Origin of the sequence: Streptomyces sp. NPDC057565 (assembly GCF_042801455.1) — a bacterium.
Classification (GTDB): domain Bacteria; phylum Actinomycetota; class Actinomycetes; order Streptomycetales; family Streptomycetaceae; genus Streptomyces; species Streptomyces yanii.
In genome coordinates this window covers 300,172-314,007 of the sequence record NZ_JBHVFU010000007.1, presented here as the reverse complement: position 1 = coordinate 314,007, position 13,836 = coordinate 300,172, and the positions used below count along the sequence as shown (strand labels likewise).

13 protein-coding genes are annotated in these 13,836 nt (G+C 70.7%); 7 read left to right on the top strand and 6 right to left on the bottom strand.

The window, feature by feature from the left end; translation table 11 throughout:
• Positions 1 to 149: 149 nt before the first annotated feature.
• Positions 150 to 1,934 carry a glyoxylate carboligase gene (gene gcl, locus ACFU8W_RS17905; protein WP_384037773.1) on the bottom strand — a complete coding sequence of 595 codons (1,785 nt, stop codon included), beginning with the start codon at positions 1,932 to 1,934 and terminating at the stop codon, positions 150 to 152.
• A gap of 310 nt (positions 1,935 to 2,244) precedes the next feature.
• Here gcl and ACFU8W_RS17900 point away from each other — a divergent pair, with 310 nt between their 5' ends.
• Positions 2,245 to 2,949, top strand: coding sequence for a hypothetical protein (locus tag ACFU8W_RS17900; protein WP_384037834.1), 705 nt, complete (start codon positions 2,245 to 2,247; stop codon positions 2,947 to 2,949).
• Positions 2,950 to 3,133: 184 nt separating this feature from the next.
• Here the strand turns inward: ACFU8W_RS17900 and ACFU8W_RS17895 are convergent, their stop codons facing one another.
• Positions 3,134 to 4,249 (bottom strand): PP2C family protein-serine/threonine phosphatase, encoded by a 1,116-nt coding sequence (locus ACFU8W_RS17895; protein ID WP_384037770.1) that lies wholly within the window; start codon positions 4,247 to 4,249, stop codon positions 3,134 to 3,136.
• A gap of 356 nt (positions 4,250 to 4,605) precedes the next feature.
• On the bottom strand, positions 4,606 to 5,172 hold the full coding sequence (locus ACFU8W_RS17890) for an RICIN domain-containing protein (RefSeq protein WP_384037767.1): 567 nt from the start codon (positions 5,170 to 5,172) through the stop codon (positions 4,606 to 4,608).
• A gap of 536 nt (positions 5,173 to 5,708) precedes the next feature.
• Between ACFU8W_RS17890 and ACFU8W_RS17885 the strand changes: the two genes are divergently transcribed.
• Complete coding sequence (locus tag ACFU8W_RS17885; RefSeq protein WP_384037764.1) at positions 5,709 to 6,215, top strand: GNAT family N-acetyltransferase; 507 nt, start codon at positions 5,709 to 5,711, stop codon at positions 6,213 to 6,215.
• A 125-nt stretch (positions 6,216 to 6,340) separates the two neighbouring features.
• Positions 6,341 to 6,562 carry a hypothetical protein gene (locus ACFU8W_RS17880; protein ID WP_384037761.1) on the top strand — a complete coding sequence of 74 codons (222 nt, stop codon included), beginning with the start codon at positions 6,341 to 6,343 and terminating at the stop codon, positions 6,560 to 6,562.
• Between the two features lie 33 nt (positions 6,563 to 6,595).
• Here ACFU8W_RS17880 and ACFU8W_RS17875 read toward each other — a convergent pair whose 3' ends face one another.
• Both ACFU8W_RS17875 and ACFU8W_RS17870 read right to left on the bottom strand, forming a co-directional pair.
• Positions 6,596 to 8,209, bottom strand: a complete 1,614-nt coding sequence (locus ACFU8W_RS17875) for an AMP-binding protein (RefSeq protein ID WP_384037758.1) — start codon at positions 8,207 to 8,209, stop codon at positions 6,596 to 6,598.
• Positions 8,206 to 9,882, bottom strand: a complete 1,677-nt coding sequence (locus ACFU8W_RS17870; protein ID WP_384037755.1) for an AMP-binding protein — start codon at positions 9,880 to 9,882, stop codon at positions 8,206 to 8,208. Before ACFU8W_RS17870 ends, ACFU8W_RS17875 begins: the two co-directional genes overlap by 4 nt.
• A 110-nt stretch (positions 9,883 to 9,992) precedes the next feature.
• Between ACFU8W_RS17870 and ACFU8W_RS17865 the strand changes: the two genes are divergently transcribed.
• Entirely contained in the window at positions 9,993 to 10,835 is an 843-nt protein-coding gene (locus ACFU8W_RS17865; RefSeq protein ID WP_384037752.1) for a response regulator transcription factor, read from the top strand.
• Positions 10,836 to 10,918: 83 nt separating this feature from the next.
• A complete protein-coding gene (locus ACFU8W_RS17860) occupies positions 10,919 to 11,566 on the top strand; it encodes a LysE family translocator (protein WP_384037749.1) in 648 nt (215 codons plus the stop codon).
• Between the two features lie 23 nt (positions 11,567 to 11,589).
• Here ACFU8W_RS17860 and ACFU8W_RS17855 read toward each other — a convergent pair whose 3' ends face one another.
• Entirely contained in the window at positions 11,590 to 12,756 is a 1,167-nt protein-coding gene (locus ACFU8W_RS17855) for a winged helix DNA-binding domain-containing protein (protein WP_384037746.1), read from the bottom strand.
• On the opposite strand from ACFU8W_RS17855, the gene ACFU8W_RS17850 reads away from it, so the two are divergent.
• Positions 12,755 to 12,889, top strand: coding sequence for a hypothetical protein (locus ACFU8W_RS17850; RefSeq protein ID WP_345513902.1), 135 nt, complete (start codon positions 12,755 to 12,757; stop codon positions 12,887 to 12,889). The genes ACFU8W_RS17855 and ACFU8W_RS17850 overlap by 2 nt on opposite strands.
• Positions 12,886 to 13,764: a DMT family transporter gene (locus tag ACFU8W_RS17845; protein WP_384037743.1), complete on the top strand. Its 879-nt coding sequence runs from the start codon at positions 12,886 to 12,888 to the stop codon at positions 13,762 to 13,764. Before ACFU8W_RS17850 ends, ACFU8W_RS17845 begins: the two co-directional genes overlap by 4 nt.
• Positions 13,765 to 13,836 lie beyond the last annotated feature (72 nt).

The following is a 13,836-nucleotide window of genomic DNA, read 5'->3' as shown; positions in this document are numbered from 1 at the left end:
CATCCGTGGAGGACACCTTCCATATAGCTCTCAAGTACTACGGGTAGGGGCGTCGGCCGGGTTCGCCCCGGCCAGGACGGGAAGTGGGGGCGGATCACCGGGTTCCGGTGATCCGCCCCCACCTGGGAGACATGCCGAGGAGTGGTGCGTCAGCTCGCCACGAACGGGCGGATCGCCGTCGGGGCGTGACCCGGCTCGGTGGCGATGTCCTCCCACTCGTTCACGGCGTCGATCCCGGCGCCGCTCATCGAGATGTTGGTGACGCGCTCCAGGATCGCCTCGACGACCACCGGGACTCGGAACTCGGCGGCCAGCTTCTTGGCCTCCTCGAACGCGGGCAGAAGCTTGTCCGGCTCGGTGACCCGGATCGCCTTGCAGCCCAGCCCCTCGACGACCTTGACATGGTCGACGCCGTAGACGCCCAGCTCCGGGGAGTTGATGTTCTCGAACTCCAGGTTGACCTGGAAGTTGATGTCCAGGTTGCGCTGTGCCTGGCGGATCAGCCCCAGGTAGGAATTGTTCACCAGGACATGGACGTACGGGATGTTGTGCTGCGCGCCGACGGCCAGTTCCTCCAGCATGAACTGGAAGTCGTAGTCCCCGGAGAGCGCGACGACCTGGCCCTCGGGGTCGGCGGTGGCGACACCCAGCGCGGCGGGGATGGTCCAGCCGAGCGGGCCGGCCTGGCCGCAGTTGATCCAGTGGCGCGGCCGGTAGACGTGCAGCATCTGCGCACCGGCGATCTGGGAGAGGCCGATCGTGGTGACGTAGCGGGTCTCCGGTCCGAAGGCCCGGTTCATCTCCTCGTACACCCGCTGCGGCTTCAGCGGCACTTGGTCGAAGTGGGTGCGGCGCTGCAGCTTCGCCCTGCGTTCCTGGGTGGAGGCGGCCCAGGCGCTGCGGTCCGGCAGCCTGCCCGCGGCCTTGAGCTCCTTGGCCACCTCGACGAAGAGTTCCAGCGCGGCCCTGGCGTCCGAGGAGATACCGAGGTCCGGCGGGAAGATCTTGCCGAGCTGGGTGGGCTCGATGTCGACGTGGACGAACTTCCGGCCCTTGGTGTAGACGGCCAGGTCGCCTGTGTGGCGGTTGGCCCAGCGATTGCCTATGCCGAGGACGAAGTCCGACTCCAGGAAGTTCGCGTTGCCGTAGCGGTGCGAGGTCTGGAGGCCGACCATCCCGGCGTTGAGCTCGTGGTCGTCGGCGAGGATGCCCCAGCCCATCAGCGTCGGGATGACCGGGGTACCGGTCAGCTCGGCGAACTCGACGAGGAGTTCGGAGGCGTCGGCGTTGATGATGCCGCCACCGGCGACGATCACCGGGCGCTCGGCGGCGAGCAGGAAGTCGATCGCCTTCTCGATCTGGGCGCGGGACGCGGCCGGCTTGTAGACGGGCAGCGGCTGGTACGTCTCCGGGTCGAACTCGATCTCGGTCAGCTGGACGTCGATGGGCAGGTCGATGAGGACCGGACCCGGGCGGCCCGAGCGCATCAGGTGGAAGGCCTGCTGGAAGACGCCGGGCACCTGCGCCGCCTCCAGGACGGTCGTCGCGGCCTTGGTCACCGGCTTGGCGATCGACGCGATGTCGACGGCCTGGAAGTCCTCCTTGTGGAGCTTGGCCACCGGCGCCTGGCCGGTGATGCAGAGAATCGGGATGGAGTCGGCGATCGCCGAGTAGAGCCCGGTGATCATGTCCGTGCCGGCGGGTCCCGACGTACCGATGCAGACGCCGATGTTGCCGGCCCTGCTCCGGGTGTAGCCCTCGGCCATGTGCGACGCGCCCTCGACATGGCGGGCCAGGGTGTGGTCGATGCCACCACCGGCCTTGAGCGCCGCATAGAAGGGGTTGATGGCCGCTCCCGGCACGCCGAACGCGTGGGTGACGCCTTCCAGCTTGAGGATCTCAACTGCCGCTCGGGCAGCGGTCATTCGAGGCATTTGAGTACTCCTGCTCGGACCTGGTGGAGTCGGGCTCTGTCGCGCCACCTGAGAGCGCCAATTCCGTATTACGGAAGTTCATTTCTGCTATACGGAAGCAATCTAAGCGGCCGTCGCTCGGCCGTCAAGAGAGGGCGCCGGGCCCGCTGCCACGCGATGCCGGAACGGCCGCGAATCCTCCAAGTCACTCCCCCACGCCCCACTCGTGATGGAGCATGGGGGCGCGGGGCGCGGTCGGACGGTGACGGCCACGGAGCGATGTGCCCGAAGACAGGCACCGGGGCGGCAGCGGTGCCGGAGGGAGGCCATGGTGGAGTCCGTGCCGGTACGCTGCCCGGCCTGCCGCCGCGAGCACGCGTACCTCACACCGGTCTACCCGTGCCCGTGCGGGGCCCCCACCGCCGCCCCGATGCTGCGCGGCGCCGCGCCCGAGCCGATCACGCACCGCACCTGGGACGACGACTGGGTGACCGTGCGCTGCCGCGCCTGCGGACGCCATGACCAGTGGCCGCAGCCGGAGCTGTGCTGCCCGTGCGGGACGGTGCTGCGGATCCCGGTCGCGGCGGCCGGCGCCGACCCTGCGGACGGAGTCCGGCCGTCTCACATCCCGCTGCCGCGCACGGCGCCCGCCCCCCGCCCGTCCTTCCGGCCGATGACGATCCGCACCGGCCGCGACGCGGTCACGGCCGCCGCGATGTATCTGCGGTGGCTGGGCTACCGCGAGGTCGTCATATCGGCGGAGAGGCCCTCGTCCCGGATCGATCTGCGCGCCGCCGGACTGATCGCCCAGGTCGACTCGACCACCCGGCCGAGCACCCTGCGCGACGTCGAATGTCTCTGGCTGAACGCCCTCAACACATCGGTGACCGGCGTCTTCTTCTCGCTGGCGGGGTATGCGCAGGACGCCAGGGCGCGCGCCGACGGGCTCGGTGTCCCGCTCTTCGTGATGGACCTCACCGGGACCCCGCAGCCGGTGAACGGACCGGCGGACGAGCTGCTCTCCGCAGGGGCCTGAGGGCGTCCGCACCGTATCGCCGTCCACCCGAAGGGGCCGCTGGACGAGCGGGTACGCAACGCGATCGCCGCCGGGGCTCGGGGAAGTCCCCGGCGTTGCTCAGCTGTTTCCCAAGACCCACGGCTGTCGACAACCCTCGCGCTCAAGGCAGCTGGAGCACGCCGCTGCGGACCCGGCGGCCGGGTCAAAGCTGCACGATGACCAGGGCGGTGTCGTCGGTGACGCCGCCGAGCGGGAGCAGGTCGGCCAGCAGGGCGTCCGCGAGGGTTTCGGGGTCGGCTCTCCGGTGGCTCGCCAGGGAACGGGCGAGCCGTGCGAGACCGGCGTCGATGTCTTCGCGGCGGCGCTCGATCAGGCCGTCGGTGTACAGCGCGAGGACGGACCCCTCGGTGAAGGGCACGGTGGCCTGGGGCCGGGGGGCCGGTTCGGGGCGGGCGCCGAGCGGGGGGTCGGTGGCCTGGTCCAGGAACTCGACGGTTCCGTCCCCGTGCAGGAGGGCCGGCGGAGGGTGGCCCGCGCTGCTGTAGGTGATGGTGCGGGTGTTCCAGTCGATGAACGTGTTCGCCACCGTGGTGTTCTCGGCGCCGTCGACCGAGCGGGCGTACAGCCCGAGGACTTCCAGGGCACGGGCGGGGCTTTCGGTGACACGGGAGGCGGCGCTGAGCGCGCTGCGCAGTTGCCCCATGACCTGAGCCGCAGACAGGCCGTGGCCGACGACGTCGCCGACAGCGACCGCGATGCGGTCGCCGGGCAGTTCGACCAGGTCGTACCAGTCACCGCACACGTCCAGCGCGTCGACGGCGGGCCGGTAGCGTGCGGCCGCCGGGTGGCGCCCGACCGGGCGGAGAGCGGGCAGCATCGCCTCCTGCAGACTCAACGCGACCACACGGGCGCGGATGAGCTCGGTGACGTCCTCGATGCGGTGCATCAGCAACGCCACCCGCCCGTCCGAGCCGAAGACGGGAATGTTGATCATGGTGAAGTAGCGCTCGCCCGGCACCCTGGGCCGGTCGGGATCCTCCATGTCGTAGCGCTGCACCTCCATGGTGTCGCGCTCACCGGTTTCCGTCACCCGACGTAGTGACGCCTCGATGTTGCGCACCACGGCCGCGCCGGGGTCGTTCGGGCTGTGGGCAAAATCGTCGCGCATGTCGCAACCGATGACTTGGCTGCGAGTGCGGCCCAGCACGCGCAAGAACTCTTCGTTGACGTCCACGTAGACCAGCTGCGGGGTCAGCAGCGCCACCGCACCGGGCAGGGCCTGGAACACCGCTGCGTAATCGATCTCCGGTTCCGTCACGCCTGCCCCACCTCGACGCCGCTGGTGTGTCTTTTCACGATAGGCACGGCAAGCCGAAGCGACGACACTTCGCTTCCCGTGGGGCTGAGCAGGTCACACGGTTGGCCCCGGCAGCTGCCGGCGAGGGCCGGGAGAGCCGGATCGGCAGCCTGGCAGGCACGTCACGGAGGAGCAGCCGGTACGCGGTCGACGCGGCGCCCCGTCGACCGGTCGCACGGATCGGTCCGTGCGACCGGCGGCGTGCCGGATCTTCGCGCTGTGCGTCGTTCGCCGTCCACGACCGGACGTGGCCGGGTCCCCGAAGGAGAACCCAGCCACACGGTGTCACCACCTGCCCCGCGGACCCCCGCGAGGACTCAGAGGTCGCTGGGCTCCCAGACGGGCAGCCAGACGTCGTTGGTCGCACCCTGGGCGGTGCAGTCGTACTGGACGAGAGGGCGTCCGGCGCCTACTCCCCCCGCGACGTTGAGGCACTTGTCGCTGGACCTGACGACGATCTGGTAACCGATGCCCTTGGGGACGAGCCTCCACAGTGCGTTGTCGGAGTTGCCGCAGGTGTACTGGATGACCGGGGTGCCGTTGGCGCTGCCGCCTCCGCTGACGTTGAGGCACTTGCCGCTGCTGACGGACCTGAACCGGTAGTAGCCGCCCGCGACCGCGTTCGCTTCCCAGCGCTCGTTGGCCGCAGCGGACCACGGGTACTGGATGATCGGGACGCCGTTGCCCTGGGCCGCCCCTCGCACGTTGGCGACCTGGCCCGGAGCGGCAGCCAGTCTCAGGGTCAGCTGCCTGGCGACGACGGACCGTGGGGCTGCCCCCGCGGGGTCGCTGGCGACGGCCGGGCTGACTGAGCCCGACACCAGCGCGGCACTGATCGCGACGGCCCCCAGGCCCACAGCCCGCTTGCAAGTTTTCACGTTCATTTCTCCGATCCCGCTGCCGCACACGTCGACCCCAATGTCGCCGTGCGCAATCAACTCGCTACAGAAGGTAGCGAATCGGTTGCATGCGCCACAGATGACATTGGGGTCGCGCGGGAATCGACAAACGCCTCCACACGCCCCCTCGGCACCAGCAGCATCACCCCTGGCGGGCGTTTGTCGTGCTTGACCGTCCGCCAGGAAGCCCTACGCGGTCCGGCCCGTCCACGAGGAACCGGGCCCGTGTGCGCGCGGTTCACAGGACCGGTCAGGCGCACGCAAGCTGTACGCCGCCGCCCACAGGGGCCGCGACCCCCATACCTCCACCCCTGGCGGGGGGGCCGGGGGCGGTCCAGGAAGCGCCGGAAGGGAGAACCGGCCCCAGGGCCGGGACGCCACCGGGCCACCACCCGTACCCCGATCCTCACGCTGACGCACCACACCCGCACCCCGGGACCACGCCCGGTCGGCCCCGGAACCGCGGTCCGGCAATCCGGGGCCCCTGCCCCCGCACCGGCCGCCGACGCCATACTGGCGGCATGCGTATCCGTCCCGCACGCCGCTCCGATCTCCCATTGCTCCAGGACATCGAACGCGCCGCCGGCGAACCGTTCCGCACCCTCGACATGTCCGCCGTCTCGGACGACGACCCGCCGCCTCTCGACCTGTTGGACGACTACCGCAGGGCCGGCCGCGCCTGGGTGGCCATCGCATCCGACGACCGCCCCGTCGGCTATCTGATCGCCGACGAAGTCGACGGCGCGGCCCATGTCGAGCAGGTCTCGGTCCATCCGTCCGCCGCCCGGCGCGGCGTGGGCCGCGCGCTCATCGACCACCTGGCCGGCTGGGCGGGCGACCGGCGGCTCGTCGCCCTCACCCTGACGACGTTCTCCCATGTCCCGTGGAACGCGCCGTACTACACGCGCCTCGGCTTCCGTACGCTCGCGGAGTCCGAACTCACCGACGGGCTGCGGAAGATCAGGGCGGAGGAGGCGGAACACGGCCTGGACCGCTGGCCCAGGGTCTGCATGAGACGCGAACTCTGACCCGGCGTCAAACCTCCTGACCCCGGAGCGGAACCGGTCGGCGACAGCGAGTGCAATCGGTCACGTTCGCGCCTGGGGCCACAATTGTTCGGGCTGTGTCAGTGGGCGGCCGTAAGATAGCACGCATGGTCTTAATTCCACGGCACTCCCCCTCTTCCGACGCGCTGCACGCCGCACAGCCGACACACCCGTCCGCCGTCGAGGCGAACGAGGCGATCCGTGCGCTGGTGGACGCGCGAGCCGGGCAGGACTGGTCGTCCGTGGAGTCCGCGGCGTACGAGGTACTGCTCATCGAGTGGGCGGCGGCGACCCGCGGCGCTGCCGGCGACATCATCGAAGCCGCCTGACCGCACCCCGGGCACCGCCTCCCGCCTCACCGACTATCCGTAGCTCTCCCGCAGTTCGATCTTCCGGACCTTCCCGCTGACCGTCATCGGGAAGGCCTCCAGGATCTGCAGCCTCCGCGGGATCTTGTAGTGCGCAAGCTGCTCGCGGCAGTACTCCGTGACCTCGTCCAGGCTCGGCGGGTCCGCCGGGTCCCTGGGGATGACACAGGCCAGGATCTCCTCGCCGTACGTGGCGTCCGGTACGCCCACCACCTGCACGTCCGCGACCTTCGGGTGGCCGTAGAGGAATTCCTCGATCTCCCGCGGATACACGTTCTCGCCACCGCGGATGATCATGTCCTTGATCCGGCCGACTATCTGTACGTAGCCGTCCTCGCGCATGACCGCGAGGTCGCCGGTGTGCATCCAGCGCCCCGCGTCGATCACCTCGGCGGTCCGCTCGGGCTGGTCCCAGTAGCCGAGCATCACGCTGTAGCCACGGGTGCAGAGCTCGCCCGCCTCCCCGCGCTCCACGGTCACGCCGGTGGCCGGGTCGACGACCTTCACCTCGATGTGCGGCATGACGCGGCCGACCGTGCCGGTGCGGCGCTCCAGGTCGTCGTCGCGACGGGTCTGGGTGGAGACCGGAGAAGTCTCCGTCATGCCGTAACAGATGGACACCTCGTCCATGTGCATCTCGGCGACGACCCGCTTCATGACCTCGACCGGGCAGGGCGATCCGGCCATGATCCCGGTGCGCAGCGAGGAGAGATCGTACGAGGCGAAGTCGGGGAGGTTGAGCTCGGCGATGAACATGGTGGGGACGCCGTAGAGGGAGGTGCAGCGCTCCTGCTGGACGGCGGCGAGGACGGCGGCGGGCTCGAAGGCGGGAGCCGGAATCACGATGCAGGCGCCGTGCGAAGTGATGCCGAGGTTGCCCATCACCATGCCGAAGCAGTGGTAGAAGGGGACGGGCAGACAGACCCGGTCCTGTTCGGTGTAGGCGACCAACTCCCCGACGAAGTAGCCGTTGTTGAGGATGTTGTGGTGGGAAAGAGTGGCTCCCTTGGGGAAGCCGGTCGTGCCCGAGGTGTACTGGATGTTGATCGGGTCGTCGCAGGACAACTCGGCTGCCCGTGCGGCCAGTTGATCGGCCGTGACCGTTTCAGCCGCTGCCGTCAGCTCGTCCCAGGAGGGATCGCCGATGTAGTGCACGGACCGCAGGGCGGGGCACTCCGCCCGGACCTGGCCGACGAGGGCGCGGTAGTCGCTGGTGCGGTGGGCGAGCGACGAGATCAGGATCGAGATCCCTGCCTGGCCGAGCACGTACTGCAGCTCGTGCGCCCGGTAGGCCGGGTTGATGTTGACCATGATCGCGCCGATGCGGGCGGTGGCGTACTGGACGAGCACCCACTCGGGGCAGTTGATCGCCCAGATTCCGACGCGGTCGCCCCTGGCCACCCCGGAGCCCATCAGCCCGCGCGCCAGCTCGTCGACCGCCGCGCCGAATTCGGTGTACGTCCAGCGCCGCCCCGAGACGACGTCGACCAGCGCCTCGCGCTCCGGGTACGCCTCGATCGCACGGTCGAGATTGCGCCCGATCGTGTCGCCGAGCAGAGCGGTGGTGCCGGTGCCGTGGGCGTAGGCCAGCCCGGTCCGTCCGGTCATCGCAGATCCCCCTCGTCGTATTCGGTGCCGGTGCCCTGGGCCGTGCGCTCGCGCAGCTCGATCCGGCGGATCTTCCCGGAGACGGTCTTCGGCAGCTCGGCGAACTCCAGTCGGCGGATCCGCTTGTACGGGGCGAGGACCGCCCGCGAGTGCGCGAACAGCACCTTCGCCGTGTCCGGGCCGGGCTCCCAGCCCTCCGCCAGGACGACGTACGCCTTCGGGACGGCGAGCCGGACGGGGTCCGGTGCGGGCACGACCGCGGCCTCGGCGACCGCCTCGTGCTCCAGCAGCGCGCTCTCCAGCTCGAACGGCGAGATCTTGTAGTCGGACGCCTTGAACACATCGTCGGCACGGCCGACATAGGTGATGTAGCCGTCCTCGTCGCGGGAACCGATGTCGCCGGTGCGGTAGTAGCCGCCGGCCATCGCCTCGGCGGTACGGTCCGGGTCACCGTGGTAGCCGGTCATCAGGCCGACCGGGCGGTACGACAGGTCGAGGGAGATCTCACCCTCGGTCGCACCGGGCTCACCGGTGACCGGGTCGAGGAGCTCGACCTTGAAGCCGGGACTGGGCCGTCCCATGGAACCGGGCTTCAGTACCTGGCCGGGGGTGTTGGCGACCTGGACGGCGGTCTCGGTCTGACCGAAGCCGTCCCGGATCGTGACGCCCCACTCGCGCCGGACCGTCTCGATGACCTCGGGGTTCAGTGGCTCTCCGGCGGCGACGACCTCGCGCGGCGGGGTGTTCAGCTGGGAGAGGTCGGCCTGGATCAGCATCCGCCAGACGGTGGGCGGGGCGCAGAAGCTGGTGACGCCCGAGCGGTCCATCTCGGCCATCAGGCGGCCCGCGTCGAACCGGGTGTAGTTGAAGATGAAGACGGTGGCCTCGGCGCTCCACGGGGCGAAGAGGTTCGACCAGGCGTGCTTGGCCCAGCCCGGTGACGAGATGTTGAGGTGGACGTCCCCGGGCTTGAGACCGATCCAGTACATCGTCGACAAGTGACCCACGGGGTACGAGACATGGGTGTGCTCGACCAACTTGGGGCTGGCGGTCGTTCCGGAGGTGAAGTACAGCATCAGCGGCTCGTCGGCGTCGGTCTCCCGGTCCGCCTCGAAGCTCTCCGGCTGCTCGTCGGCGCCCGTGTACGGGAGCCACCCCGGTACGTCCTCGCCGACGGTGATCCGGGTGTAGTCGCCGGGCACCTCGTCGAACTTGACGGCGTCCGCGTCCCGCACGATCACATGCCGGACCCGGCCGCGCTCCACCCGGTCGCGCAGGTCGACGGGGCCGAGGAGCGGGGTGGCGGGGATGACGACGGCGCGCAGCTTCATCGCGGCGAGGGCCGTCTCCCACAGTTCGACCTGGTTGCCGAGCATGACGAGGATCCGGTCGCCGGCGCGTACCCCCTGGGCGCGGAGCCAGTTCGCGGCCCGGTTGGAGCGGGCGGACATCGCGGCGAAGGACACCTCGGTGCGGCGGCCGTCCTCCTCCACGATGTGCAGGGCGGTGCGGTCGTTGTTCTCCGCGATGGCGTCGAACCAGTCCAGCGCCCAGTTGAAACAGTCGGCCCGGGGCCAGCGGAAGCCCTCGTACGCCGTCGCGTAGTCCTCGCGATGCTGCAGCAGAAAGTCCCGGGCGGCCCGGAACGTTTCCGTCGCGCTGGTTGCCGACATGTGCCCTCCTTATTGCGGACCGGACCGGTCCCTTAACATCATGTAAACAGTGACCCAGGTCTCACCACCCCCGAACGGGGGTGACGCGGGCGGGGCGGAGAGGCGACAGGGTGCCGGAGCCGGTCGATGCGGTCGAGATGCAGGCGGCCCTACTGCGGTTGCGCCGGGCGAGCGGGCTGCCCGTGGCATTCGGCGGACTGCTGTCGGATGCGCGTCACGCCCGGATCGCGGAGCTCAACGGGGCGCAGACCACGGCGCTGCGCGGCCTCGTCATCACTGCGGGCAGCGGACTCGGCGGCAAGTCGATCGCCCTGTCCCGGCCGTGCGCGGTGACCGACTACCCGTCGTCGCGGCACATCAGTCACGAGTACGACACCGCGGTCGCCGCGGAGGGGCTGCGCTCGGTGGTCGCGGTGCCCGTCGTCGTACGCCGCAAGGTGCGGGGCGTGCTGTACGGGGCGCTGCGTGAGCCCCTCACCCTCGGGGACCGTACGTTCGACGCGGCCGTCGCGGCGGCCCGCGACGTGGAACAGGCGCTCGCCGTGCGCGACGAGGTGCAGCAGCTCATGACCGTCACCCGGGACCAGGTGACGGACCCGCGGGCGGCGCCGGGTGCGTGGGAGGACGTCCGCGAGGCGCACCGCGAGCTGCGCGCGCTGGTCCCGAAGGTGGCCGACCCGGCGCTTCGCGAGGAACTCCTCTCGGTGTGCGGTCTGCTGGCCTCGGCGTCCGGGACATCGGTGCCGGGCGCCCGCGGGGTGCAGCTGGCGCCGCGCGAGATCGATGTCCTCGCCTGTGTGGCCGCGGGCGCGACGAACGCGGTGGCGGCCGACCGGCTCGGGCTGCGGCCGGAGACGGTGAAGGGGTATCTGCGCGCGGCGATGCGGAAGCTGGGGGCGCACACCCGGCTGGAAGCGGTCGTGGCGGCGCGCCGGGCGGGGCTCCTGCCGTAGGCGCGCGCCGGTGTCCGCCTCGGTCGCGCGCCTGACATCCGCCGGGGTGTCTGCCGTACGGTCGGGGCCAGGGGGTGACGGACATGGTGTCCACGCATCAATATCTTGTCTTCGCGGCGATGTCCCTGCTGGTGATCGCGATCCCGGGGCCGAGCGTCCTCTTCGTGATCGGCCGGGCCCTGGCCCACGGCCGCCGCACCGCGCTGGCCACGGTGCTGGGCAATGTCGCCGGTTCGTACGTCCTGGTCGTGGCGGTCGCGCTGGGCATCGGTTCGCTGGTCGAACGCTCGGTGGTGGTCTTCATGACCGTGAAGCTGGCGGGTGCGGCGTATCTGGTCCTCCTGGGGGTGCAGGCGTTCCGGCACCGCAAGGAGCTGGGGCCGGGGGCTGTCGAGGCGTCGCCGGAGCGGCCCGCGCGCGGTGATCTGCGGACGGTGATGGACGGTGTGGTCGTCGGCGTCACCAACCCCAAGGGCATTGTCTTCTTCGCCGCGGTACTCCCCCAGTTCGTGGACCCGTCGACCGGTCATCTCCCGGCGCAGATGCTGCTGTTGGGGCTGGTGCCGATCGCGATCGGGCTGGTGACGGACACCCTCTGGGGGCTCGGCGCGTCGGCGGCCCGGAGCTGGTTCGCCCGGTCGGACAGGCGGCTGTCGGTGATCGGCGGGGCAGGTGGCTTCGCGATGATCGGTCTGGGCGTGACGGTGGCGGCAACGGGCCGCGCCGACTGAGAGGAGCTGAGCCCCGCTCCCGGTCAGTCCCCGAAGTCGACGAAGGGGGCGAACCGGATGTCGTGCGCGGCCGGGTCCGCGGGTCCCATCGTGGCGAGCATCCGCAGCCCTTCTTCCGTGACGGCTTCGCGCTCCGCCGGGCTCAGCCTGCCCAGCGCCTGCACGGTGACGGTCCCCTGGCCGCCGGGCTTCTGGCCGGGCGCGCCGAACCGCCAGATCGCCGCGAGCAGGCCGTCGACGAGCACGGATCCGTATGCCTGATTGCCGTTCCCGTTGCGTCCTTTGAACCGCGGCGGGATGACGCGCGTACGGTCCGCATGGCCGAGCAGGACGTTGTCGAACTCGGGCAGGAAGCGCGGTGGGGCGGGAGTGTCCGGGTCGGGACGCGGGGCGTCCGGCAGGTCGAAGAGTTCCACGCCGTGCTCGTCGCGGAAGGTGATCAGCCGCGGCCGAAGCCGTTCGAAGACCTCCTGCAGCCGGGTCAGTCCGGCCCACATCTGCATGTCCTTCACGGAGGCGGGTCCGAAGGCGCCGAGGTAACGCAGCACGGTCGCGTCGGGCGCGGGTGTCGGCTCCGACGGCCGGCCGAGCCAGTGCTCGGCGGTGGTCAGCGCGACCTGTCCGCTCCGGCCCCAGAGCCCGCGCGGCGTGACCTGGACCAGGGGCAGAGTGCAGCGGGCGGCCACGGTCAGGGCCTGCGGGTCGGCGCCCGGCCACTGCGCGAGGAGTGCCTCGCGCAGTTCCTTCGGGGTGCGCGGGCGCTCCTCGACGAGCTCTCTGCCGATCGCCGCGAGCCGGTCCAGGTCCACCCCGTCGAGTCCCTGCCGGAACATCTTCAGCTCCCGGCTGCGGGCCGGCTGGACCAGCGGACGCAGGGTCAGCGCGTCGTCGGCGGTGTGGGTGTGGATGGTGGATCGGAGGGTCACGATGCGGACCACCTCGCGCGACCCCATCAGCGCGGAGAGCTCGGCCGGGTCGAAGCCTTCGAGTCGGGCGAAGAGCTGATAGTACGGCGGCTTGGTGTTCTGCGCCTGGAGCCCGACGAGATGGCCGACCGCTTCCTTCGCGGACATCGGGCTCCGGCGCAGGAGCAGTTGGCGCTCCAGGGTGGCCCGGCCCAGTGCGCGGGGCGTGAGCAGCGGGGACCGGGCGGATGCGGCTCGTGCGGCGGGGTTCGTCTTCGCGGCCATGAACGGCACAGTACGCGGATACGCGGACAACTTCCGTCCGCAATGCATTCTCTCCTTCCTTCCCCCGGCCGCCGCACCGCAGGGCGGCAGGACCCCGGATTACGGGTGGGCCGCCCGCATCATGGACGGGTGATCAGCGTCCTGTTCGCCATCCTGACCGCACTCAGCAACGGCGCCGCGTCCGTGCTGCAACGCCGTGCCGCCCTCGCCGTACCCGACACGCAGACGATGCGCCTCTCGCTGATCGGCCATCTGCTGCGCCAGAAGGTGTGGCTGGCCGGGATCGGGCTGGTGATCGTCGCCGCCGTCTGCCAGGCCGTCGCGCTGGCCACCGGCCCGATCTCGGTGGTCCAGCCGATCTTCGTCATCGAACTCCCGGCGACGCTGCTGCTGGCCGGGTTCGTGATGCGGGTCCGGGTACCGCGCGGAGTCTGGTACGGCGTGGCTGCCGTGACCGTGGGGCTGGCCCTCGGCATGGCCTCCGCCGCTCCGGGCGGCGGCAGCACGTCGGTGCACGGCGCGGTCTGGGTCCCGGCGCTGATCGTGACGGGGATCTTCGAGGCCGCGCTGATCACCGGCGCGATGAGCACCCGCGGAAACCCCCGGGCTGCACTGCTCGGGCTCGCCGCCGCATGCGGGTACTCGCTCACCGCCGCACTGATGAAGGACGCCATGGGGCGGCTCGATGACGGCGGGGTGACCGCGCTCATGACGTCCTGGCAGCTGTACGCCACCGCCGCCGCCGGAGTGGGTGCGCTGTTCCTGCTGCAGAACGCACTCCAGGCGGGCACCCTGGTCGCCGTCCAACCGATGCTGACACTGGGCGACGCGCTGATCAGCATCCTGTACGGGGTGACGCTGTTCGGCGAGGAACTGCGGACTGGCTGGTGGCTGCTGCCGGAGCTGGTCGCCCTGGTTCTCATCGCGCTGGGCTGCATCGAACTGGCGCGTTCGCCGCTGGCCTCAGGGCACGCCGCACCGCCACGGCGCAGCACCCGGGTGACGTGATGGCCCGTACCGGGCCCTGGGGGTCCGGCAACCGGGTCCCGGTGCGGGCCGACGAGGTCGAAGTCGGGGTGG